Here is a 23948-nt window from a genome sequence, read left to right as displayed (position 1 = left end):
AATTCCTGAAGACGCTACGCCACCGTCCCGCCGTCGACCGGCATCGCGATGCCGGTGACGAACGACGCCTTGTCCGACAGCAGGAACACCGCGACTTCCGCAATCTCCTCGGGGCGCGCCGCGCGGCCCATCGGATTGCGGGTGACCGCGGCCTTGATCAGCTCCTCCGGATCGGCCTCGTTGTGGCCCGGCTGGTCCGGCCGGTTGACGAACACCCGCAGCATCGGCGTGTCGATCGCACCGGGGCAGATCGCGTTGACGCGGACGCCGTCCTTGGCGTGGCGCTTGGCGAGCGCGCGCGCCAGCCCGATCACGCCGGCCTTGGCCGCCGAATAGGTCGGACTCCACGGCGAGCCGACCAGGCCCGAGGTCGATGCGGTGAACAGGATGCTGCCCTGGCGCCGCGCGGTCATCTGGCCGAGCGCCGCGTTGGTGGTGATCAGCTGCGAGCGCAGATTGAGATCGACGCTGAGATCCCAGCCCTCGAGATCGTCGATCACGGACGGACCGGGAATGCCGAGATGATTCCACACGCAGTCGAGCGCGCCGAATTCCTTCACCGTCGCAGTGACGATATCGCGCGCAAAGCCGTCGTCGCGCAGATCGCCGGCCAGCGCCAGCGCGCGCCCGCCGCCCTTTTTGATCTCGTCGACCACCGCCTTCGCGCCGGCCTCGTTCTGGTCGACCACCGCGACCGCCGCGCCCTCGCGCGCGAGGATGCGTGCCCCGGCGCGGCCGGCGCCCGATGCCGCGGCGGTGACGAGTGCGATCTTGCCCTGCATGTCCATGTTTCGATCCTGACTGTGCCCGTGACTTCGAGCCTTCTTGGTTTGACGTTCTGGTTGAATCAGGACCGCAGCGCTGCCGTCTTGCGCTGACGCGCTAAAGCATGATCCGGAAAAGTGCGAAGCGGTTTTCCGAAAAGATCGTGCTCAAACAAGGAGCTAAAGCGCGATGGCGCTTCAACCTGATCTCGTCGCGCTTTAGCGCCCGCCGAACAGGACCGGAGACTGGCCGGGCAGCAGCTGCGAATGAATGTCGCTGTCCATCCGCTCCGCCCCTTGCTGGGTAAAGCTCGCGCCGAAAGACAGGCTGAGATTCGAAGTCGGCCGGAACTCGAGGCCCGCGCGCGCGGAATAGCCCGCGTTGACACCGGGATTTCCGCTGAACGGCGCCAGCGGTCCGCCGGCACCGGGCGGATTGTATTTCAGCGTGTCGAAGCCGGCGAAGAAGGTCACGGGCGTATTACCGACACCCCTGAAATTGTAGCCGAACTGCGCGCCCTGATATTCCAGCGAGCCGAACGCCGCCGATTGGCCGAGCGCGTTCCAGCCGACGCGGCCACCTTCGCTGCCGGCGAACCAGCCGTCGGGCCGGCCGTTCAGATATGAGAAGTCGCCACCTTGCGCGCCGGCGGCGTCAAAGCTCGGAAAGTTTCCGTAGGTATCCGCCTTCTGGCCGTCGGCAAGGCTGCCGCCGAAGCCGAACAGGGAGCCCGGCGTCCAGTAGCGCACCGGGCCGGCCTGGGCATTGGCCTGCCGGCCGCTCAGGCACAGCGCCAACACTGCTATTGCGAGGCCGAGTTTACTTACCAAAGTGGTCATCAGGTTACCGTCACGAGCGCTGGGATTATACGGCCCACCGACCGGGAACGCCAGCCTGCACCCTTACTCCGCCGCGAGCAGCTTCTGTTTCAGCAAATCCGTCAGCCAGTCGGCAAACACCTGCAGCCGCCGCGATAGATGCTGACGGTGCGGATAGAGCAAGGTCATCGGCATCGGCGCGGCGCGGTGCCGCGGCATCAGCTCAACGAGCTCTCCGGCATCGATATGCCGCTTCACGTCGTAGGCGGGAATCTGGATCAGGCCGAGGCCGGCGAGGCAGCAGGCGATATAGGCCTCGGCGCTGTTGACGGTGACGCGGCCGCGCATCGCGACCGTGCGCGTTGCGCCCTGCTCGCACCACTCCCATTCCTCGATGCGGCCGGTGGAGGGCGACGCGTAGTTGACCGCCCAATGCGTGCCGAGATCGTCGGGCGTTCGCGGCGCGCCGTGGCGCGCGAGATATCCGGGGCTTGCGACATTGATCAGCGTCAGATCGCCGAGCGGCCGCGCGATCAGACCGGGTTCGCTGAGCAGGCCGACGCGCACGACGCAATCGGCGGAATCCTCGATCAGGTTGATGGCGCGATCGGTGACGCCGAGATCGATGTCGATCTGCGGATAGCGATCAAGGAAAGCCGGCAACGCCGGCGCGATGATCAGGCGGCCGATCCGCCCGGGCACGTCGACCCTGAGCCTGCCGGACGGTTCGGCGGCGGCGTGGCGGAACAGGGTCTCGGCTTCCTCGACATCGGCAACGACGCGCAAGGCTCGTTCGTAGAAGGCCGCGCCGTCATGCGTGGGCGACGCCTTTCGCGTCGTGCGATGGAGCAGCCGCGCGCCGACGCGCTGCTCCAGTTCCGCGACCGCTGACGAGACCGACGAGCGCGGCAGGCGCAGCGTATCGGCTGCCCGCGTAAAACTCGCGCACTCGACGACGCGAGCGAAGATGCGGAACAGGTCGATGCGGTCCAAAATCGTCCTCGATTGTTCGCCATCTCTGACAAGTGAGATCACAATGCATGACTTTATCGGCGAATTCTAGACGATATCGTCGTCTCCAGAAAGCGGCTGCAGGGCGCGGCTGCGAGACCTGGAGAGGCGAACGCCATGACCGACCACAGCATCAAGGGCAAGACCGTCATCATCGCCGGCGGCGCCAAGAATCTCGGCGGCCTGATCGCGCGCGATCTCGCGGCTCACGGCGCGAAGGCGATCGCGATCCACTACAACAGCGCGGCCACCAAGGCCGATGCCGACGCAACAGTGGCGGCGGTGCAGGCCGCAGGCAGCAAGGCGGTCGCCTTCCAGGCCAACCTCACGACATCGGGCGCGATGGAAAAACTGTTCACCGACGCGGTCGCCGCGATCGGCCGTCCCGACATCGCGATCAACACCGTCGGCAAGGTGCTGAAGAAACCGATGGTCGAGATCTCGGAGGCCGAATATGACGCGATGAGCGCGGTCAACGCCAAGTCCGCGTTCTTCTTCCTCAAGGAGGCCGGCCGCCGCGTCAACGACAACGGCAAGATCTGCACGCTGGTGACGTCGCTGCTCGGCGCCTACACGCCGTTCTATGCAGCCTATGCCGGCACCAAGGCGCCGGTCGAGCATTTCACCCGCGCGGCATCGAAGGAGTTCGGCGCGCGCGGTATCTCGGTCACCGCGATCGGACCCGGACCGATGGACACGCCGTTCTTCTATCCGGCCGAAGGCGCGGACGCGGTCGCCTATCACAAATCGGCGGCAGCATTGTCCGGCTTCTCCAGGACCGGGCTCACCGACATCAAGGACATCGTGCCCTGGATCCGCCTGCTGGTGTCGGACGGCTGGTGGATGACCGGCCAGACCATCCTCGTCAACGGCGGCTACACCACGAAGTGAGGCGCGATCTCAGTCGCCTTTACCATTCGAATCGCGTGCCGACTCCGACGGATGTCGAGCCCTTCGCATCGACATCCGACTCGACGCGGATATGGCGCGTCACGTCGACATTGGCCGACACTCCTGACTGGCTGGCGCTCGCGCCCGTCCGCACGCCCACGCTCAGCCTGTCGCCGATCGCGCGCGAGGCACCGACCATCGGACCGCCCGCTCCGGCGCCCACATCCAGATTGTCGACCCCGAGCGAGCGGCGCATGCGGTCCACCGTTCCCTCGCCACCGCTCGCGAACTGAGCGGCGGCCCCTGCGAGTTGCACGGCCTGCGAGGTCGTCAGGCTGCCCGAAGCTTTCTGAAAGAGAATGCGCGACAGGATCTCGTCCTGCGGCAACTCGGGCTGCGAATGGAAGGCGAAGACCGGCGCGGCCGCCGGGCCCGAGATTCCGACCTGCGCGGTGATGTCAGAGGCCTGTATCTCTGCCGCGAAATCGAGCTCGGGCGCGAGATCACCATTGAAGGAGAGATTGCCCTTGGTGAAGGTCAGCGTCTTTCCGAGCACCACCAGCTTGCCCTGATAGAGCGAGAAGGCCCCCTTCGGGACCGGCGCGTTGCTCGTGCCGCCGACATGAACGGAGCCGCCGAGTTCCGCGGTTACCCCGCGGCCATGGATGAAGACGTGGTTGGGCGCCGAAACTGTCACGTCGAGCGCAGCATTGAAAAGCGCCGGACGCTTCTTGTTGCCTTTCGGCGTCTCGGCCTTGCGCGCAGCTGCGAGCCGTGCAGCGGCCTGTCCCGAGGCGTTCACATGGTTGATGCCGTCGATCGGCTTCAGCGTCGACGGCAGGCGATCCGGAATATCGACGTTGACGCGAGTCAAGTCGACGTGACCGACGATCCGCGGATCGCGCGCCAGGGCGCCTGTGACGTCGATAGCGAGATTGGCCTGCGCGGTCGCCAGCGCGCTGGAAGCAAGCGTCGCCTGCTGACCGCGAATCGAGATCGTGCCTGGAAAACCTGCATCCGGGGCGACCCGTACCTGACCGGAGCCGGACAACGTACCGCCGTTGGGCGTTACCGCGGCCAGGCGCTCCACGACGATGCGCTCTCCTCCGGCGGTGATTTTCGCCTCGACGGCATCGAGGCGCGTGCCGAGCATGCTGTCGCGGAAGGTACCCCCGCTCATGGTGGCGACACCGCCGATCTGTGGCTTGGTACGCGTGCCGCCGACACGGGCATCGAGCGTAACGCTGCCGGACACGGTACGGCCGGAGGCGGCAAGCGCAGCATTGGCGACGGCGGCATCGAGGCGGCCCTTCGCGGTCAGCGCGATGAGACCCGTGGCGTCGAGCGGCACCGTGCCCGACGCCGTGATCGCGCCGGCTCTTCCCGCGGCAATTGTGGTGTTCAGGCTCGCGCGGCCGCCATCAAGTCGTCCGTCCGCGGCAACGTCGATCGGCGGCAGGCCGGCGTTTCTGGTCTGTGGCGCCGTGAGCTGCCTGACCGCGACCTTGTACTGGCCGATCGGCGCGCTGATGGAGCCCGCAATCGCCGCTGACGCGTCGAGGGTCCCGCTCAGGCCCAGACCGGGTATCGCGACATCGGCCTCGCCGAGCGGGATCGCGCTCGCCATGACCTTGAGGTCGAGCACCTGGCCGGCTTTGCCGTCCACCGTGAAGCGGCCGCGTCCAATTGCGAGCGCCAGATGCTCGATCAGCACCGTGCGATCGTCGAGCGTGAAGCCCGCGGGGCCCTGCAGCGCAATCGCTTTGGCGCCACGGCGCGCGGTGAAGCGGTTGAGATCGAACCGCACCCGCTCCCTGGTGGTCAATGCACCCGCGGCATCGAGATCGAACCCGGCAGCCCTGGCGGACAGGCCGACCGTGCTCGCATCCGCATTGCCCGTGGCCGCCAGCGTGACGTTTGAGACTGTCTGACCGCCGAACTCGGCGCCATTGACCTGCGCATCAGCATTGAGCACCGGATGGCTGTAGAGATCGGCGCCATCGGCGCGCAGATCGAAACTGCGGACGGTCGCACCCGCGGCACGGATTCCCGCGCCCTTGCCGGCAAGCCGGACCGACTGCTGGCCGCCATCGGCCGAAGCGGCAAGGTCGAGTGAGGCCGAACCGGCGAGCTCTGTAAGGGCAAGCGGCGAGAGGTCGGTGAGCGCCCCGGCTGCGAAGCGAATCTGCCCGCTGGCGAATCTCTGTGCGTCAATCGTTGCCGCCCCCTTCAGGGATACCGACCCGATCGCGATGTCGATGGTCTTTGCGTGCCATCCCGCAGAGGCGGCAGCTGCGCGATCGTCGGGCTCCGACGACCGACGGCTCACCTGAACGATCCCGCGCGCAGGCTTGCCGTCGACGGAGCCGTCGAGCTTGGCCTCGACGGCACAGACTCCGTTAATGTCGTCGACCGTCGCGGCGAGCGCCAGATGCGGAATCGGACGCCGCATCGCGGTGGCGCGATCCACCGAGGCCACGAACGAAACCCCGGGATGCGCGAGCCCGCCGGTCAGGCCGACGTCGAGAGCTCCCGCGCCGGTAAGGCGCGCATCGGCCGCCGAGAGATCCGGCAGGTCGACACGCGCCGACAGGTCACTCGAGTCGCGCGTCAGTGTTCCTTTGGCGCGAACCGCAACATGAGCACCATCGATCGACGCGTCGCGGACCGTGTAAGTGTCGCGGCCATCAGCAGAGATATCGGCTGCAAGTGCGAGCCGCGCGCCCGCGAGCCCATCGAGCGCCGCAAGTCCGGTCGCAAGCTTCTCGCCGGCACCTGACATTCTGATATCAAAGCTGCCACGCTGGAGATCCGTATCGAGATCGAGGCCGAACGCCACCGAGCCCTTGAGCTTCAGCCCGGCAAGGTCGGCAAAGGCGCCGAGGTCGGGCACGGTTCCGGTTGCCCGGCCATTCAGGCGATCGGCGCTGACATCGCCTGCATAAGTTGCCTGAACCGTTGATGTGCCGATCTCGAGACGCTCGATCCTGGCGCGGCCGCCCAGGTCCGTATCGCCGTGGAGCACGATCGACGCGGTGTTGCCGATCGCGGCCGCCAAACTCGCGTCGCGTGGCACAATGCCGGAAGCGCGCAGTTTCCCGTCAAGGACGATACGCGTTGCCGGATCGCTGGCCTCGGCACGAGGAACGGCCGTGATGGACGCATCAAGCGTCTCGACGCCTCCGTCCGGCAGATGAGCACCCGATAGCGCGAGCTTGACCGATGCTGTCGGAGCCTTGATTGGGCCGTTGACGCGGCTGTCGAAGACGAGGCTGCGGATCGAGCCTTGGTCAGTCTCGGTCACGTCGCCGTTGCTTGGCAAGGCGCGGATCGAAGCCGCGAAATCCACGACCTTGTCGGCTGCGAGCTGACCTTTCGCGTCGAGCCGCGCGAGACGGCTCGTAAGCGTCAGCCCATCCAGGGTGACGCTGCCGTCGTCACCAAAATGCGTCGTGCTGTCGAGACTGGTTTCACCGGCGAAGACCGGCGCGGCGATCGCCGGCAACAACGGTTCGAGGTGGCTGGCAAGGCGCGTTGCGAGCACTCGGGCCGTGCCGTTTCGGTCGAGCGTAATCGCGCCGGTCGCATCGATCGAGGGGCCGGCCTGCAACTTCAGGGCACCGCGAAAGCTGTCGAGCGTGCCCTTGCCGCCCAGTGCGAATGTGACGGGCGGCTCGCCCGGCAGATGGCCGAGCTTCGACATGAGTCCGTGGGCCGGCTCGTCGAGCGTGACGTCGAGGGTAAGCGCATTTCCCTGCGGAACGTAGGCGAGAGCGGCCTTGAAGTGGCCCGGAAAATCCTTGCGGGTGGCATCGAGGTTGAAGACGAGCCCTTCCGAAGGCGAGCCGAGCTCGGTATTGCCGGTCGCTGCGACACTCAAAGCTTCACCCAGAATCGACTGTCCCAGCGTCAGGGCCCGCAGGTCGAAAGCCTTCACCTGCACCTTCACCGGAAGGTCAGGCAGGATCGGCTGATCGGACTCGGCGGCAGGCTGGTCGGACGGAAGCGGTTTTCGCTTGATCTCAAGCGTGCCGATCTCGAGACGGTCGATTTCCAGCCGTCCCAGCAACAATGCGCTGCGTCGCCAGACGAGGCGCGCCTTGTCCAGCGTCAGCCAGACACCGTCCTTGTCGGTGATGCTAACGTCGCGGACCGTTGCATCCGAGGACAGCACACCATCGACGGCGCCGACATGGACCTGGGTCGCCGGCGTCGAGAGCGTCCGCGAGACGAGAGTGGCTAGCACATCCTGCTGGTTCTCGCCGCCCCGAACCGCCATGCCGTAGAGCACGAGCACCGCAGCGGCAATGAGGCCCAAGGCCACGACGGCGGAAACGACGATGAACAGCCGTCGGATGCGCATCAGAAGGCTTGCCCAATGCTGACATAGATCGCGTACCGGCTGTCGCCGGGGCGAGGGTTCAGCGGTGTCGCAACGTCAAGGCGGATCGGGCCGACTGGCGTGAGATAACGCAAGCCAAGTCCCGCGCCGTAGCCCACATAGTCGTCGAAGCCTGGCAGGGATGATCGGGAGGCGGTGCCAAAGTCGAAGAATGGCACGAGACCGATGGTGGGCGTGATCCTGACCCGCACCTCGGCGGAGCCCTCGATCAAGCCGCGACCACCGGTGATTTGGCCGAACATCATCGGCGAAATGGTGTTGAAGCCGTAACCGCGCACGGATCCGCCGCCGCCGGCGAAGAAGCGATGTGCATCCGGAATCTGGTCGAGCGGCGCGCCCGCAAGCGAGCCTGCGGCCAACCGACCCGCCAGAACGTAGTCGGCCTGCTCGTCGAGCGCATAGTAGGCCGAGCCCGCAACCCGCGCTTCGAACAGATCGATCGTGGAACCCATCAGCTTCGGATAGGTATTGACGGTCGCCGAGAGGCGCACACCGCGCGTGGGGTCGAGCGGATTGTCTGTCGTGTCGTAGCGGCCGGTCGCCGTGAAGCCGATCAATGTCGCATCGACCCGCCCCAGCACGTCCTGCGATTTTGATTGCTCGACCTGAAGACCGGCCTGCAGCGAAGCCGCCTCCGAAAAGCGATGGATCACGCCGAACGTGCCGCGCACCGTGTCGTCAGTGTAACCGCCGAGGTTGTTGTTGCCGACACGCTCGCGGAACGCAGTGGCCTCGATCAGCAGATCGTTGGCCGTACCGAATAAGCCTGGCTTGATGAAGGTGCCGGTAAACCGTGCGCCAAAATCCGAGCCGCTCAGATTATTGAAGCCGGTGAAGGACGTGCCGTCGATCCGTTGCAGGAGCGAGGCAGACGCTTCGAGCCTCAGGCGCTCGCCGCCGCCGAATATGTTCCGATCCTCGTAGTAGCCAGCAATGCCGGGACCATCGACAGTGGAATATTTCGCCGAGAGGCCCACCGCGTGCCTGGGCCTTTCCGTCAAATCGATGAAGACCGGCAGATTGCCATTGGAATCGAGCTTCTCGGCCTCGCGGACGCGAATTCCCCCGATGGCCGGGATCTTTGCGATCGAGGTTTTCGCCAGGGCAAGCCGCTCTGGCGAATAGGGCTCGCCTTCCCTCAGGTAGACATGCGTGGCCACCACTCTCGGATCGACATCTCCGCCCGAGATCGTCACGGCGCCAATGCCGGCCTTGGGGCCCGCTTCGACCCGCAACCGAAAGTCCATCGCAGCGGCGCCATGATCGACGGTGGCCTTGACGTCGGCGACCTTCGCGAGCGGATGTCCGTTGCTGCGGAACCAGTCGACGAGCTTCACTTGCGCGGCGCGCAGGTCGGCAGAAATCGCAGGATCCCCGGACTTCAGCGCAAACGCGCGGCGCGGCAATCCTTGCGGCGCCTGGTCGCGCGGATAATCTACATCAACGGCGCGCAGCTTGAACAACGGACCAAGTCGCGCGATGACCTTGACGGGCACAACCGTCCGATTGCGAAAGCTGTCGGCCCGGTGCGCGGCCGCGGCAAGCCCAGTCTCGTCGAGGGAGATTGGAACTCCATCTATCGTCACATCGATCTGGGCGTTGTAGCGGCCAAGCCCCCAAAGTGCATCGAGCAGCGGATTGATATCCGCCTGCAGCCGGCGCGCGAGACCATCCCCGTCCGGCGGCGGTTCCTGTCGAAGGCGATAGGTGCCGGCGGCATCGCGCAATGCCTGTTCGGCGTCGCTATCGTTCTTGCCCTCCGGCGTCTTGGCTTCGATCTCCAACCGATAGGACAACGTCGTGGCGCTGACCGGCGGCGGATCGTCGGAACCGAACAGACCAAAGAAGTCGAGCGCGTGAGCCTGCTCGCACAGCGAGCAACCGACGACAGCGACGCACGCCGAACGCAGAACGCGTCGCGCCGCAGCGATGAAATACCTTCGCCTTGCCCGCGCCGGCAAAGGCGGCAGGCATCGTCGCACCACGATTTGCTTGATTGTTCCGCTCCGCCTGCCTGTTGACACGACCCGAGTCTCCGCACCTCGGGTTCCGGCGATCCCCTGTCTCCGCATTCAACAGGCACCACACGCGAAGTTGATAGACTCATGATGGACAATGTTGGGCAAACGTAAGGGAACCTCGATGTTCGTCGCAGTTATCCGACCTCCAATGCGCGCCTCCATCGGTTCCGGCAACCGCATCTTGCGAGCAATCCGCCACGCGCGTGATCATTACGTGGCGCTGATGCTGGAATCGTCGACAGTTAAAGGCAGAGTGCAAGCTCGGCCGATCCAATCCGCAAATGCAGGGGAACAAGTTCAGGCCGAGCCGGCAGGCTGCTGCCGCGGCCGCTCAACGCAGAGCCCGTCGGGTGGTGCGTTGCGCAGGCGCATTAACCAATCCGGGCCCTGCCACTGATTTGCCCGACGGCGCAAGCCGCCGCAGCTGTGATCTTACCTCCCGCGTTCTTTATTACGCGGGACCTATGGGTGCGATCGGCACCCGGCTTTCCCTGCGCCCTTTGTTTCCAAAGTGGCGAAACGAAATGCAAAGCTCGGACAGATCATGTCGCAAGAGCGCGGAAGTATGACTCACCGGCGCGCAATACATTCGGTGTCGTCCCGGCGAAAGCAGGGACGACGTGGGGAGGGAGTCGTGCGCTTTCATTCTCCCCGGTATTATGCCCGCGAAGGCGGGCGATCCAGTACGCCGCAGCCTCTCGGCGTCTCTGGACCGGATCACCCGCATGCGCGGTGATGACACAGAACAAGCTCCGCGGCATTGCGCCGCGAGCCGCGCTGCGGCGCAACAATCAAAATGAGACTGCCCGTTAAGCCACCCGGCGCCGACGACATCCGCGCCGCGCCCGCCTTCGGCTAGCTTTGCCGGCAACAACCGGACGTCCACCAGCCTTCGCACGCCAAGCGGACGCCGGCGACAACACAGAGGGAGGAGCGCGATGTTGAAAGGCAGTTTGGGACTGATTGCGTTGAGCAGCCTGTTGCTTTCGGGCACGGCGTTCGCTCAGGAGAAGATCAAGGTCGGCGTCACCGCGACGCTCGAGGGCACCTACACGGTGCTCGGCGAGGACGGCATGCGCGGCTTCCAGACCGCGCTCAACGTGCTCGGCAAGAAGATCGGCGACAAGGAGCTCGAATTCGTCGTCGCCTCGACAGACGCGACGCCCGACTCCGCAGTGCGCGCGGTGCGCAAGCTGATCGAGCAGGACAAGGTGCAGATCCTGCTATCGCCGCTGTCCGGCGACGAAGGCATCGCGGTCAAGAATTTCGCCAAGACCCATCCGGAGCTGACCTTCGTTAACGCCGCATCCGGCGCGCAGGAGACGACCTATGTCGATCCGGCGCCGAACTTCTTCCGCTACAACATGGACGGCGCGCAGTGGCAGGTCGGCCTCGGCAAATACGCCTACGAGACCAAGGGCTATCGCAAGATCGCGACCGTCGGCGAGGACTACTCCTTCATCTACACCCAGGTGTTTGGCCTGGTGCTCGAGTTCTGCGGCGCTGGCGGCCAGGTCACCAACCGGCAATGGGTGCCGCTCGGCACCAAGGACTTTGCCTCCGTGATCGCCGCGCTGCCTGACGATGTCGATGCGATCTATCTCGGCCTCGGCGGCGCCGATGCCGTCAACTTCCTCAACCAGTATCAGCAGGCCGGCGGCAAGGCGCATCTGATGGGCGGCTCGATCATGATCGACCAGACCATCCTGTCGTCGAAGGGCAATGCCAAGAACGCGCTGATCGGCACCATCGCCGCCAGCGGCCAGGCCGATACCTGGGAGGATCCGGGCTGGCAGAAATTCGTCAAGGCCTATCAGGATGCCTTCCCGCCGGCCAAACGCTTCCCGAGCCCGTCGCTGCTCGCGACCAACTATTACGGCTCGACGATGGCGCTGATCCTGGCGCTGCGCCAGGTCAATGGCGATCTCTCCAACAACCAGGCCAAGCTCAAGGACGCGCTGGCGAAGATCGAGATCGACGCGCCGAACGGCAAGATCAAGCTCGACTCCAACCGCCAGGCGATCGGTACCAATTTCGTCACCGAGGTGGTCGATGACGGCAAGGGCGCGCTGTTCAGCAAGGTCGTCAAGGTGATCCCGAACGTCAACCAGACGCTGGGCTACGATCCGGCGGTGTTCGCCAAGATCGGCCTGCCGAGCCGCACGGTCCCGGAGTGCAAGAAGTACTGACGTATTTGTTGCAGTGCAGGCTGAACGGCCGCGGCATGGTGCGCGGTTGCATCAAGAGCCCTGCTCGCCCTTGCTTTCCGCGGGCGGATGATGAACGCTTGTCGAAAAGACAAGAACATCCCGCGGGAGGGGAGGCATGAGCAGGGCGCTTGCCGTCTTCCACGGCCGGTTCGGTCGCGCGACGGTCTATCAGTTGAACCGTCCCTTCAACGTGCATGCGCACCGCGAGGGGCATCTGATCTTTCATGTCGGCGGAACGCCGGCGCAGATCGACGTCTCGGAGCAGCGGCTGCTGCTCAAGGACGATACCGTGGTCGCGGTCAACCCGTGGGAACCGCACAACTTTCTGCCGACCGACATGGACCACGGCGCGATCTTCTTCGTGCTCTATGTCAACGCCGAATGGTTCGCGCCGCAGCCCGCGACGGCACAGGGCCTGCGGTTCGGCCGCACCTTCTTTCCGCGCACCGAAGCACTCGACCGGCTGATCCGCCGCACCGCAGCACTGGTGTGCGGCGCGCCGTCGCTGCGCAGCCTCGATTGCGAACTCCGGCAGCTGATCGACTCCTGCTACGAGGAGAGTTGGCGGGCCGCGCAGGACGCGCGCGCCGCGGCCGCGGTAACCGATTTCAGGGTCCGCAAATCGATCAAGCTGATGTCGGAAAGCCCCGGCGCCGAGATCGAGCTCGATGCGATCGCGCGCGAGGCCGGGCTGTCCCGGCCGCATTTCTACCGGCTGTTCCGCACCCAGACCGGCGTCACCCCTCACCTCTACATGAACACGCTGATCATGGAGCAGGCGCTCGATGCGCTGGTCGCGACCGAGACGCCGATCGCCGATATCGGCTTCGACCTCGGTTTCTCCTCGCAGAGCGGCTTCACCCGCTTCTTCGCCGCCAATGTCGGCATGGCGCCGACCGACTATCGCCGCGCCGCCAAGGTGTTGCGGCCGTGAAGGAGTTCCGGAGCACACGATAAAAGATACTGTCGATCAAATCCTGAGCTCTCGCCCTCGGTAGGATACTGGACACGCGGCCCGGCAGACGGCCGCGACCAGTGAGGGAACGCGACGGAGATGGCCAGGTTCATCGAACGCCATCCGGCCTGGGCGCTGATCGTAATCATCGCGGTCGCGGTGCTCGCGTGGCTGGTGTTCGCGATCTGGCCGCCGGGGCTGGAGGCCGCGATCGGCCGCAAGCGCGTGTTCCTCAACGCGGTGCTGAACGGCATCACGCTCGGCGGGCTCTACTTCCTGGTGGCCAGCGGCTTCACGCTGATCTTCGGCCTGATGCGCAACGTCAACCTTGCGCACGGCTCGCTCTATCTGTTCGGCGGCTATGTCGGCTACGCGATCAGCAGCTGGACCGGGTCGTGGCTCCTCAGCTTCATCATCGCCTTCATCGCGGTGGCGCTGGTCGGCGTGATCCTGCAGCTCGTCGTGTTCCGACGCATGGAGGGTCAGGACCTCAGGCAGACCATGGTGACGATCGGGCTGTCAATCGTGTTCGCCGATCTGATGCTCTGGGTGTTCGGCGGCGACTTCTACCAGATCCAGACCCCGAGCTGGCTGATCGGCCCGATCCAGCTGCCGCTGCTGACCGCGATCAAATCATCGGGCGAACCGGTCTATCTGCAATATCCGCTGGTGCGGCTGGTGATCTTCGCGGCCGCCGTCGTGATCGGGATCGCGATGTGGCTGGCGCTCAACCGCACGCGGATCGGCATGATCGTGCGTGCCGGCGTCGACGACCGCGACATCCTGGCCGCGACCGGGGTGCGGATCCAGCTGGTGTTCGTACTGGTGTTCGCGCTCGGCGCGGGCCTTGCCGGCATTGCCGGCGTGGTCGGCGGCACCTTCCAGTCGCTGTCGCCGGGCGAGGATACGCGGTTCCTGCTCGCCTCGCTCGTCGTCGTGATCGTCGGCGGCATGGGCTCGATCCCGGGAGCGGCGCTCGGCGCCGTCATCATCGGCCTCGCCGAGCAGCTCGGCTCGGTCTACATCCCGACCTACGCCATCGTCGTCACCTTCCTGATCATGGTGCTGGTGCTGGCGCTGCGGCCGCAGGGCCTGCTCGCGAGGCGATGACCGATGTCGCTGCTCCAGAGCACCCAGTTCCGCCCCGATCCATCCGCCGACGCGCCCCGCCGCGCCTGGGTCCGTGCCTGGCCGGAATTCCAGAACCCCGCGGCCTGGCTGGTCGCGCTGGTCCTCGTGATCATGCCGCTGATCGCCAACGGCTTCTTCCTGATCGAGATCTTCGCCACCACCCTGATCCTCGGCATCATCGCGCTCAGCCTGATGTTCCTCGCCGGCTATGGCGGCATGGTCAGCCTGATGCAGCTCACCATCGCGGGCTTCGCCGGCTACATGGTCGCGGTGTTCGGCATCAGCGGCAACGCCAATATCAGCCTCGGCTGGCCGTGGTGGCTGGCAACCCCGATGGCGCTGGCGCTGGCGACGCTGTTCGGCACGCTCGGCGGCGCGCTCGCAGTGCGCACCGAGGGCATCTACACCATCATGATTACGCTGGCGATCGGCGCTGCGTTCTACTACTTCACCAACCAGAACTGGGCGATCTTCAACGGCCACACCGGCATCAACACCGTCGCGACGCCGCATTTCTGGGGCGTCGACTGGCGCGCCGATATCGCCTTCTATTATGTCGCGCTCGGCGTCGCCGCGATCTGCTACTTCGCCGTCCAGTATGTCTCGCGCGCGCCGTTCGGCCTCGCACTGCAGGGGGTCCGCGACAATTCCCGCCGCATGGCGGCGCTCGGCTTCAACCCCAATGCGCACCGCATCGCGGCCTACGCCTTCGCGGCCTTCATCGCCGCGCTCGGCGGCGTGCTGCAGGTCTGGAACTATCGGCAGATCTCGCCCGGCTCGGTCAGCGTCGGCGCCTGCATCGACGTGCTGATCATCGCCGTGGTCGGCGGCATCACGCGGCCGATCGGACCTTTCATCGGCGCGCTGATCTTCGTGCTGCTGCGGACCTTCGCGCTCGACGTGCTGATCAAGTTCGGGCTCGACGGCAATCGCTTCCGGCTGCTGATCGGGCTCGGCTTCCTCGCCATCGTGTTCTGGTCGTCCGACGGCGTGATCGGCCTCTGGGAACGCTGGCGGCGGCGCAATGCATCCTCGACCCAACGCTCAGGCGGAGGCCGCCATGGATAGCGTCGCGCAGCGGCTGTCCGTGGTCGGCGCCGGCGCGGCGCTCGAGTTGCGCGGCGTGACGCGGCTGTTCGGCGCGCTGGCCGCGCTGACCGACGTCACCATCACTGTGCGGCCGGGCGAAAGGCGCGCGGTGCTCGGCTCGAACGGCGCCGGCAAGACCACGCTGTTCAACTGCATCACCGGCGACTTTCCGCCCTCCTCCGGCACGATCCGCTTCTTCGGCGAGGACATCACCCAGTTCCCGCCCTATGAGCGCATCCGCCGGGGCCTACGCCGCACCTACCAGATCTCGGCGCTGTTCCCCGGCCTCACGGTGCAGGACAACGTCTACCTCGCCTGCCGCGGCGTCTCGCGCGGCCGCTTCTCGTTCCTGCGCCCGGGGCAGAACGATGCGCTGATGCACGCGACCGAAACGCTGGTCCAGGCCGTGCACCTCAGCGGCGTGAAGGACCAGCGCGTCGCCGAGCTCGCACATGGTCAGCAGCGGCAGCTCGAGATCGCGCTGGCGCTAGCCGGCGCGCCGCGCTTCATCCTGTTCGACGAGCCGGCGGCGGGTCTGTCGCCGACCGAGCGGCGCGAGCTGATCGAGATCTTGACCTCGCTGCCGGCGCATATCGGCTACATCATCATCGAGCACGACATGGACGTCGCGCTCCGCGTCGTCGAGAGCGTCACGATGATGCACAACGGCCGCATCTTCAAGGAAGGCCTGCCGCGCGAGATCGAATCCGATCCCGAGGTGCAGGAGCTTTATCTCGGAGGCGGCCATGAATGACCGCCGGGCAGTGCCCGCTCTCGAGGTGAAAGGCCTCGACGTCTACTACGGCCATTCGCACGCGTTGCAGGGCGTCGATCTCACGCTCGAGTCCGGCGTGTTCTCGGTGGTCGGCCGCAACGGCATGGGCAAGACCACGCTGTGCAAGGCCATCATGGGCCTCGTGCGCGCCAGCGGCGGCTCGATCCGGATCCGCGGCGAGGAGGTCACGCGGCTCAATCCGGCGCGGATCGCCCGGCTCGGCGTCGGCTATGTGCCGCAGGGCCGCCGCCTGTGGCGCTCGCTGACCGTCGACGAACACCTCGCGCTTGCCGGTGGCCTGCGGCGCGGCGCCTGGACCATCGAGCGAATCTACGACACCTTCCCGCGCCTCGCCGAGCGCAAGAACAACGGCGGCAACCAGCTCTCCGGCGGCGAGCAGCAGATGCTCGCGATCTCGCGCGCATTGCTGACCAATCCGCATCTGCTGATCATGGACGAGCCGACCGAAGGCCTTGCGCCCGTGATCGTTGCCCAGGTCGAGGACATGCTGCTGCGCCTCGGCGATGAGGGCGACATCTCCGTGCTGGTCATCGAGCAGAACATCGGTGTGGCGACGGCGGTGTCGCGCAACGTCGCCATCATGGTCAATGGCCGGATCAACCGGATCATCGATTCCGCCCGCCTTGCAACCGACCGCGAGCTGCAGCAGCGGTTGCTCGGCGTCGGCACTCATGGCGCTGACGAGACCGACGCCGAGACTGCGCCGGTAAAGATCGAAACGGCCGGCGCGCCGCAGCCGCAGCGCAGGGGACCGACCCGCGTCTACGTCTCCAATCCCGTGCTGCCGACCCGCTGGTCGCAGCCGGTGCCGATCGCCCGCATCGAGGCCGCCGCGCGGACGCAGTCCGCCGGAGTCACGCGGCTCGAGGAGGCAACCCGGCAGCGACGCGAACCGACGACCTCCCGAACGTCCGGGCCGCCGGTCGTCCTCATCGTCGGCACGCTCGACACCAAGGGTGCCGAGCTGCGCTTCATCCGCGATATCATCGCCGGCAGCGGCCTGCGCACGCGACTGGTCGACGTCTCGACCAGCGGCAAAGCGGCGAGCTGCGATGTCACCGCGCAGGAGATCGCACTGAACCACGGCCGGGGCGGCTCCGGCGTGTTCGGCGCCGATCGCGGCGCCTCGGTGACGGCGATGGCGGAGGCGTTCGAGCGATGGCTGCGCCGCCAGGGCAATATCGCCGGGATCATTTCCGCGGGCGGCTCCGGCGGCGCGTCCCTGGTCGCTCCGGGCATGCGCGCGCTGCCAGTCGGCGTGCCGAAGCTGATCATCTCCTCGGTCGCGTCCGGCGACGTCGGTCCCTATGTCGGTCCCGCCGACATCACCATGATGTATTCGGTGACCGACGTGCAGGGTCTCAACTCGATTTCGCGCACGGTGCTCGGCAACGGCGCTCATGCGCTGGTCGGCATGGTCAAGGCGCGGCTCGATGAGCAGGCCGGCAAGCAGCGCGATGCAGGCGCGAATCTTCCGGCGATCGGCATCACCATGTTCGGCGTCACCACCCCGGCCGTGCAGAAGATCGCGGCCGACCTGCGCGAGGATTTCGAGTGCCTCGTCTTCCACGCCACCGGCGTCGGCGGCCGCTCGATGGAGAAGCTGGTCGAGTCCGGGCAACTCGCCGGCGTGATCGACCTCACCACGACCGAGGTCTGCGACTTGCTGATGGGCGGCGTGTTCCCGGCGACCGAGGATCGCTTCGGCGCCATCATCCGCAGCCGCGTACCCTATGTCGGCTCGGTCGGCGCGCTTGACATGGTGAACTTCGGCGCACCCGACACGATCCCGGAGCGCTATCGGCAGCGCAAATTCCACATCCACAATCCGCAGGTCACGTTGATGCGGACCACGCCGGAAGAGAACGAGCGCATGGGCCGCTGGATCGGCGAGCGGCTCAACCAGATGGACGGGCCGGTCCGCTTCTTCCTGGCCGAGGGCGGTGTCTCCGCGCTCGATTCACCCGGCCAGCCGTTCTGGGACCCGGAGGCCGATGCGGCGCTCTTCCGCGCGCTGGAGCGCACCGTGCGCCAGAACGGCAACCGGCAGATCATCCGCATCAAGCGCAACATCAACGATCCAGAGTTCACCGCCGCTATCGTCAACGCGTTCCGCCCTTTGCTCGGACGCGCCGGTGGTCGGCGGAGAGTGGCGAGGTGACCCATGGCCAGGTTTGAACGCAGTGCGCTGTTGAAGAAGTTTCACGCCATGATCGCACGGGGCGATCCGATCGTCGGCGGCGGCGCCGGCACGGGACTGTCGGCGAAATGCGAGGAGGCTGGAGGCGTCGACCTGATTGTGATCTACAATTCCGGCCGCTACCGCATGGCCGGCCGCGGCTCGCTGGCCGGACTGATGCCCTATGGCGATGCCAACGCGATCGTCGTGGAGATGGCTGGCGAGGTGCTGCCGGTCGTGACCAGGACGCCGGTGCTCGCCGGCGTCAACGGCACCGATCCGTTCCGTGACATGGACGTCTTCCTCGACCAGCTCAAGGCGCTCGGCTTTGCCGGTGTGCAGAACTTCCCGACCGTCGGCCTGATCGACGGCATCTTCCGCGCCAACCTCGAAGAAACCGGAATGTCCTACGCGCTGGAGATCGACATGATCGCGAAGGCTCATGAGAAGAACATGCTGACCACGCCCTATGTGTTCAGTGAGCAGGAGGCTGCCGCCATGGCGATCGCCGGCGCCGACATCATCGTCTGCCATATGGGCCTGACCACCGGCGGCACGATCGGCGCGCAGACCGCGCCAAAACTCGCCGACTGCCCTGCCCGCATCGAGGCCTGGGCCGAGGCTGCGCTCAGCGTCAATTCGAACATCATCGTGCTCGCGCACGGCGGTCCGATCGCGGACCCCGCGGATGCCGACTTCATCATGAAGAAGACCCGCAACTGTCACGGCTTCTACGGCGCCTCCTCGATGGAGCGCCTGCCGGTCGAGCGGGCGCTGACGGATCAGGTTCGCAAATTCAAGGCGATCGGCGCGCGCTAGCCGCCGTGGACCAAGGGAGGAAGAGATGTCGGGGATGCTAGTCGGTGAATTGATCCTCTGGCTCATCGTAGCAATCGTCGCGATCGTCATCATCGTCTATGTCGTGAACTGGCTGTATCACCGCTCGTCGAAGGAGGTCTCCTTCGTCCGCACCGGTTTCCTCGGCGAGCGCGTGGTGATCAATGGCGGCGCCTTCGTGCTGCCCTTCATCCACGACTACACGCCGGTCAACATGAACGTGCTGCCGATGGGTATAGTGCGCTCCAGGCAGGACGCGGTGATCACCCGCGACCGGATGCGCGTCGACATCGAGGCCGATTTCTACGTCCGGGTTCAGCCGGCCCGCGAAGCGGTCTCGATCGCTGCCGCCACGCTCGGCCGCCGCACCATGGAGCCCGAGCAACTCCACACCCTGCTCTCCGGCAAATTCATCTCCGCGATCCGCTCGGTCGCCTCCGAGATGACGATGGAGCAGATGCACGAGCAGCGCGGCGACTATGTGGCGCGCGTCAAGGCCAATGCCGCCGAAGCACTGGCGCAGAATGGCCTCGAGTTGGAGTCGGTCGCGATCACCGATCTCGATCAGACCGACCTCGAATATTTCAATCCCTCGAACCGCTTCGACGCCGAAGGCTTGACCCGCCTGATGGAAGACATCGAGGCCAAGCGCAAGCTGCGCAACGACATCGAGCAGGACTCGATGATCAAGATCCGCTCCCGTAATCTCGAGGCCGAGCGGCAGGCGCTGGAGATCGAGCGCGAAAGCGAGACCGCCCGCCTCGAACAGGAACGCGACATTGAGATGCGCCGCGCCTTGCAGCGCACCGAAGTGGCCCGCGAGCGCGCACTACGCGAGACCGAGGCCGAGCAGGCCCAGATCACCGCGCGCGAAGCCATCGAGAAGGCGCGCATCGCCAACGAGCAAGCGATCACCGAAGCCCGGATCGCCTCGGAACGCGAGACCCGGCACAAGGAGATCGAGCGGACGCGGGCGGTCGAAGAGAAGGAGCTGCTGGCCCGCGAGGAGATCGAGAAGGTCCGGATCGCCAACCAACGCTCGGTCGACACCACCCGCATCGCCTCCGAGCGCGAGGTGCGCCAGCGCGAGATCGAGCGAATGCGCACGGTCGAGGAAGCCGAGATCGCCGCCCGCGAAGCGATCGAGAAGGCCCGCATCCAGCAGGACCGCGTCGTCACCGACGCCCGCATCGCCAATGAGGAAGAGACCCGGCGCCGCGAGATCGAGCGCACCCGCGCGGTCGACGAAGCCGAGATCGCCGCGCGCGAGGCCACCGAGAAGGCGCGTATCGCCCAGACCATGACGGTCAATGTCGAGCGCATCTCGTCCGACGAGCGCACCCGCGCGCTGGAGATCCAGCAGGTCCGCACCATCCAGGAAGCCGAGATCGAGGCGCAGAAGGCGGTCGAGGCCGCCCGCATCGCGCGCGAGAAGATGCTGGCCGCCGAGCGCATCGCCGCCGACCACACCACGCGCAAGCTCGAAATCGAGCGCAACCAGGCGGTCGAGATCGCCGGGATCAGTGCCCGCGAAGCCACCGAAGCGTCGCGGATCGCCCAGGAGGAGCACGTCCGGGCGCTTGAGATCGCGCGCACCCGCGCGATCGAGGAAGCCGATATCGCCTCCCGCGAGGCGATCGAGGCGGCGCGGATCTCGCAGGAGAAGTCGGTCGCCGCGCAGCGCATCCGCGCCGAGCGCGAAACCCGCGGGCTCGAGATCGCGCGCACCGAGGCGATCGAGGCCGCCGAGCTGAAGCGCCGCGACGCCATCGAACGGCAGCGCATCGATGTCGAACTGACGCTGGAGAGCGAGCGGATCACCTCCTCCAGGACCCGCGAAGTGCTCAACATCGACCAGAAGAAGGCGATCGAGCTCGCCGACGAGGAGCGCGTGATCGCGCTCGCCGCCAAGCGCTCCGAGCGGATCGATGCCGACCGGCAAGTCCGGCAGGCCGAAATTGTGGCGCGCAAGGACATCGACACCACCGACGTCTCGCGCGAGCAGGCGCTGGAGGCGGCCCGGATCGAGCGGCGCCGTGCGATCGAGCAGCTCGAGGTCGCCCGCAACCAGTCGCTGCAGGAGGCCGAGATCGTCGCCCGCGAGGAGGTCGAGCGCGCCCGCATCGCCTCCGACCGTGGCCTCGACGAGGCCCGCATCGGCCGCGAGCGCGAGCTGCGCAAGCTCGAGGTCAACAGAGAGAAGGACGTCGAGACAGCACTGATGGAGAAGGCTATCGCGCTGCATCAGAAGTCGCTGGAGGAGTCCGCGGCGCGCGCCGCGGCCGAGGACGCCCGGATCCGTGCGACCGAAGCGGCCGAGCGCGTCGTCACCGCGCGCGAAAGCGAGATCGCCAAGCGGCGCAAGACCGTCGAGGTGCTGCTGGCCGAGAAGCAGGCCGAGGAGACCAGGATCGCCGCGGAAGCCGAACGCGTCCGCGCCGCGGTCGAGGCCGAGGCGCAGCGCCTGCTCAACGAAGCCGAGAACGTGTTGACCGACCAGGCGCGCTACTCGCTGTTCCGCCGCAAGCTGCTCGACCGGATCGAGGGCATCGTCCGCGAGAGCGTCAAGCCGATGGAGAAGATCGAAGGCATCCGCATCCTCCAGGTCGACGGCCTCAACGGCAATGGCCACGGCAACGGCACCGGCCGCAGCGCCACCGACGAGGTGATCGACTCGGCGCTGCGCTACCGCGTGCAGGCGCCGCTGATCGACTCGATCCTGTCGGATATCGGCGTCGAGGGCGGCAGCCTCGCCAAGATGCCCGGCCTGATCCGCGAAGCCCGAGACATGCAGGGCATCAAGGATTCCGCGCGCAAGAGCGGCGGCGATGCCAAGCCGGCGGCGCCCGAGGGCGGCGGCGAGCCGGCGCGCCCTGAGCGCACGCCGCGCAAGAAGGACTGAGCTGACGCCATGGCACGGGTTTACGTCTCCACCGTCGTCAACGCCCGCAACGACCGGGTCTGGGCCCGCGTCCGCGATTTCAACGGGCTGCCGAACTGGCATCCCGCGATCGCCGAAAGCCGAATCGAGGGCGGCGAGCCCTCCGACAAGATCGGCTGCGTCAGGGATTTCCGGCTGCGCAACGGCGATCGCATCCGCGAGAAACTGCTCGGGCTGTCCGACTACGACATGTTCTGCACCTATTCGATCCTGGAATCGCCGATGGGTGTCGAGAACTACGTCGCGACCTTGCGGCTCACGCCGGTCACCGACGGCGACCAGACCTTCCTGGAATGGACCGCCGAATTCGACTGCGCGCCGGAACGCGAGGCGGAGCTCGTCAACAATATCGGCGGCGGCGTGTTCCAGGGTGGCTTCGACGCGCTGAAACGGGCGTTCGGGGGATAGCGGAATGCATAGATCAGATCTCTCCGAGCGAACGGTCCACCTCTCCCCTTGTGGGAGAGGTCGGATCGCATCGCAAGATGCGATCCGGGTGAGGGGTTGCGGACCCTCGTGGGACCTGCGCTCCCTCACCGGGCGCAACGCGCCGACCTCTCCCCGCTGGGGAGAGGTGAGGCACGCGGCTCGAGACATCAAAACCGCAGATATTGGATTTTGACCGTGCCGCATATCGTCAAGAGTACGATCCTGGATGCGCCGACCGATGCGGTGTGGGCCGTGCTGCGTGATTTCAACGGTCATGACCGCTGGCATCCGGCGGTCGCAACCAGCGGCATCGAGCGCGCGCAGCCGTCCGACAAGATCGGCTGCGTCAGGCGCTTCAAGCTGAAGGACGGCGCCGAGCTGCGCGAGCAATTGCTGGCGTTGTCCGATCTTGAGCAATCGTTCAGCTACTGCCTGCTCGATACGCCGATCCCGATGTTCAATTACGTGGCGCATGTCCGCCTGCTGCCGGTCACCGACGGCGACCGCACCTTCTGGCACTGGGAGGCGCGCTTCATGACGCGGACCGAAGACAGCGAGCGCATCACGAAGATGGTTTCGGAAGACATCTACCAGGCCGGCTTCGACGCCATCCGCCGGCATCTGAAGGAGGCCGCGTAAGCGGAGAGCACCATCATGCCAGTCACGGTGAAGACCTTCACCAGCACCCATGACGCCGCGGCGGCGCTGTCGTCGGATCGCAGCGCCCGCTATCTCGGCGGCGGCACGCTGGTGATGCGGGCGCTGAACGAGGGCGACATCTCGATCTCGACCATCGTGCGCGCCAGCGACCATGCGATGACACGGATCGACGCGTCAGGCTCGCGCATCACGCTGGGCGCCGGCGTCACCTTCGCGCGCATCCTGGCCGAACGCGACCTCACCTTCCTGCATGCCCCGGCGCGCTCGATCGGCGGACCGGCGGTGCGCAACATGGGCACCGTCGGCGGCAATCTGTTCGCGCCGGTGCCGTATGGCGACTTCACGGTCGCGCTGCTCGCGCTTGATGCCACCGTGTCCGTCCAGGGCGGCCTCGGCGGCCGCGAGATCCCGATCGAGGAGTTCCTGCAATCGCGCGATCGGCAGGCCGGATCGCTGGTGCTGGCGATCTCCTTTGCCAGGCCCGGCAGCACTGAGGCCTTCCGCTACCGCAAGATCGCGCGGATCAAACCCAAGGGCGGCGCGGTGATCACCCTCGCAGCACATCTGCCGGTCAACGGCAGCCGGATCGTCGGCGCCCGCGTCGCGCTCGGCTCCATGGCGCCGACGCCGATCCGCGCCCGCGCCGCCGAGCGTGCGCTGGAAGGCCGCGCGCTCGACGCCTCCACCATCAGCGCCGCTGCTGCGGCAGCGGTCGAGGGAACGTCACCCGGCGACAATGCGCTTGCCAGCGCCTGGTATCGCCGCGAGATCGTCGGCGTGCATCTCCGCCGCCTGTTGTCCGGTCAGGAATAA

At 66.4% G+C, this 23948-nt stretch carries 17 protein-coding genes; 12 read left to right on the top strand and 5 right to left on the bottom strand.

What is annotated here, in order from left to right; all coding sequences use genetic code 11:
* Nucleotides 1–14: 14 nt before the first annotated feature.
* The 3 genes from QA639_RS10550 to QA639_RS10540 form a co-directional block, all read right to left on the bottom strand.
* On the bottom strand, nucleotides 15–788 hold the full coding sequence (locus QA639_RS10550; RefSeq protein WP_028333305.1) for an SDR family NAD(P)-dependent oxidoreductase: 774 nt from the start codon (nucleotides 786–788) through the stop codon (nucleotides 15–17).
* Nucleotides 789–983: 195 nt separating this feature from the next.
* Complete coding sequence (locus tag QA639_RS10545; RefSeq protein WP_283089731.1) at nucleotides 984–1604, bottom strand: hypothetical protein; 621 nt, start codon at nucleotides 1602–1604, stop codon at nucleotides 984–986.
* A gap of 63 nt (nucleotides 1605–1667) precedes the next feature.
* Nucleotides 1668–2576: a LysR family transcriptional regulator gene (locus QA639_RS10540; RefSeq protein WP_283089730.1), complete on the bottom strand. Its 909-nt coding sequence runs from the start codon at nucleotides 2574–2576 to the stop codon at nucleotides 1668–1670.
* A 135-nt stretch (nucleotides 2577–2711) separates the two neighbouring features.
* On the opposite strand from QA639_RS10540, the gene QA639_RS10535 reads away from it, so the two are divergent.
* Nucleotides 2712–3485: an SDR family oxidoreductase gene (locus QA639_RS10535; protein WP_028333308.1), complete on the top strand. Its 774-nt coding sequence runs from the start codon at nucleotides 2712–2714 to the stop codon at nucleotides 3483–3485.
* 19 nt (nucleotides 3486–3504) lie between these two features.
* Here QA639_RS10535 and QA639_RS10530 read toward each other — a convergent pair whose 3' ends face one another.
* Both QA639_RS10530 and QA639_RS10525 read right to left on the bottom strand, forming a co-directional pair.
* Nucleotides 3505–7848: a translocation/assembly module TamB domain-containing protein gene (locus QA639_RS10530; protein WP_283089729.1), complete on the bottom strand. Its 4344-nt coding sequence runs from the start codon at nucleotides 7846–7848 to the stop codon at nucleotides 3505–3507.
* The gene (locus QA639_RS10525; RefSeq protein ID WP_283089728.1) at nucleotides 7848–9911 is read right to left on the bottom strand and encodes an autotransporter assembly complex protein TamA; all 2064 of its coding nucleotides are present in this window, start codon (nucleotides 9909–9911) and stop codon (nucleotides 7848–7850) included. Before QA639_RS10525 ends, QA639_RS10530 begins: the two co-directional genes overlap by 1 nt.
* 935 nt (nucleotides 9912–10846) lie before the next feature.
* On the opposite strand from QA639_RS10525, the gene QA639_RS10520 reads away from it, so the two are divergent.
* The 11 genes from QA639_RS10520 (at nucleotide 10847) to QA639_RS10470 (ending at nucleotide 23948) form a co-directional block, all read left to right on the top strand.
* The gene (locus QA639_RS10520; protein WP_028333311.1) at nucleotides 10847–12097 is read left to right on the top strand and encodes an ABC transporter substrate-binding protein; all 1251 of its coding nucleotides are present in this window, start codon (nucleotides 10847–10849) and stop codon (nucleotides 12095–12097) included.
* A gap of 136 nt (nucleotides 12098–12233) precedes the next feature.
* Nucleotides 12234–13052, top strand: coding sequence for a helix-turn-helix transcriptional regulator (locus QA639_RS10515; RefSeq protein ID WP_283089727.1), 819 nt, complete (start codon nucleotides 12234–12236; stop codon nucleotides 13050–13052).
* A gap of 120 nt (nucleotides 13053–13172) precedes the next feature.
* Nucleotides 13173–14183 (top strand): branched-chain amino acid ABC transporter permease, encoded by a 1011-nt coding sequence (locus tag QA639_RS10510; protein WP_028333313.1) that lies wholly within the window; start codon nucleotides 13173–13175, stop codon nucleotides 14181–14183.
* Nucleotides 14184–14186: 3 nt separating this feature from the next.
* Nucleotides 14187–15272 carry a branched-chain amino acid ABC transporter permease gene (locus tag QA639_RS10505; protein WP_050387451.1) on the top strand — a complete coding sequence of 362 codons (1086 nt, stop codon included), beginning with the start codon at nucleotides 14187–14189 and terminating at the stop codon, nucleotides 15270–15272.
* Nucleotides 15265–16047 (top strand): ABC transporter ATP-binding protein, encoded by a 783-nt coding sequence (locus QA639_RS10500; protein WP_016847809.1) that lies wholly within the window; start codon nucleotides 15265–15267, stop codon nucleotides 16045–16047. The genes QA639_RS10505 and QA639_RS10500 overlap by 8 nt, the downstream gene beginning before the upstream one ends.
* Nucleotides 16040–18250 carry an ABC transporter permease gene (locus QA639_RS10495; RefSeq protein WP_283089726.1) on the top strand — a complete coding sequence of 737 codons (2211 nt, stop codon included), beginning with the start codon at nucleotides 16040–16042 and terminating at the stop codon, nucleotides 18248–18250. The genes QA639_RS10500 and QA639_RS10495 overlap by 8 nt, the downstream gene beginning before the upstream one ends.
* Before the next feature lie 3 nt (nucleotides 18251–18253).
* A complete protein-coding gene (locus QA639_RS10490; RefSeq protein ID WP_283089725.1) occupies nucleotides 18254–19087 on the top strand; it encodes a phosphoenolpyruvate hydrolase family protein in 834 nt (277 codons plus the stop codon).
* A 25-nt stretch (nucleotides 19088–19112) separates the two neighbouring features.
* Entirely contained in the window at nucleotides 19113–22007 is a 2895-nt protein-coding gene (locus tag QA639_RS10485; protein WP_157340629.1) for a flotillin family protein, read from the top strand.
* Between the two features lie 9 nt (nucleotides 22008–22016).
* Nucleotides 22017–22454, top strand: a complete 438-nt coding sequence (locus QA639_RS10480) for an SRPBCC family protein (protein ID WP_016847814.1) — start codon at nucleotides 22017–22019, stop codon at nucleotides 22452–22454.
* A gap of 216 nt (nucleotides 22455–22670) precedes the next feature.
* Nucleotides 22671–23114, top strand: coding sequence for an SRPBCC family protein (locus QA639_RS10475; RefSeq protein ID WP_283089724.1), 444 nt, complete (start codon nucleotides 22671–22673; stop codon nucleotides 23112–23114).
* A gap of 15 nt (nucleotides 23115–23129) precedes the next feature.
* On the top strand, nucleotides 23130–23948 hold the full coding sequence (locus tag QA639_RS10470; protein WP_028333319.1) for an FAD binding domain-containing protein: 819 nt from the start codon (nucleotides 23130–23132) through the stop codon (nucleotides 23946–23948).

The sequence above is a fragment of the Bradyrhizobium pachyrhizi genome, assembly GCF_029714545.1.
Classification (GTDB): domain Bacteria; phylum Pseudomonadota; class Alphaproteobacteria; order Rhizobiales; family Xanthobacteraceae; genus Bradyrhizobium; species Bradyrhizobium pachyrhizi.
The sequence above is the reverse complement of the archived record's forward strand: the minus strand, read 5'-3'. Positions and strand labels throughout refer to the sequence as shown.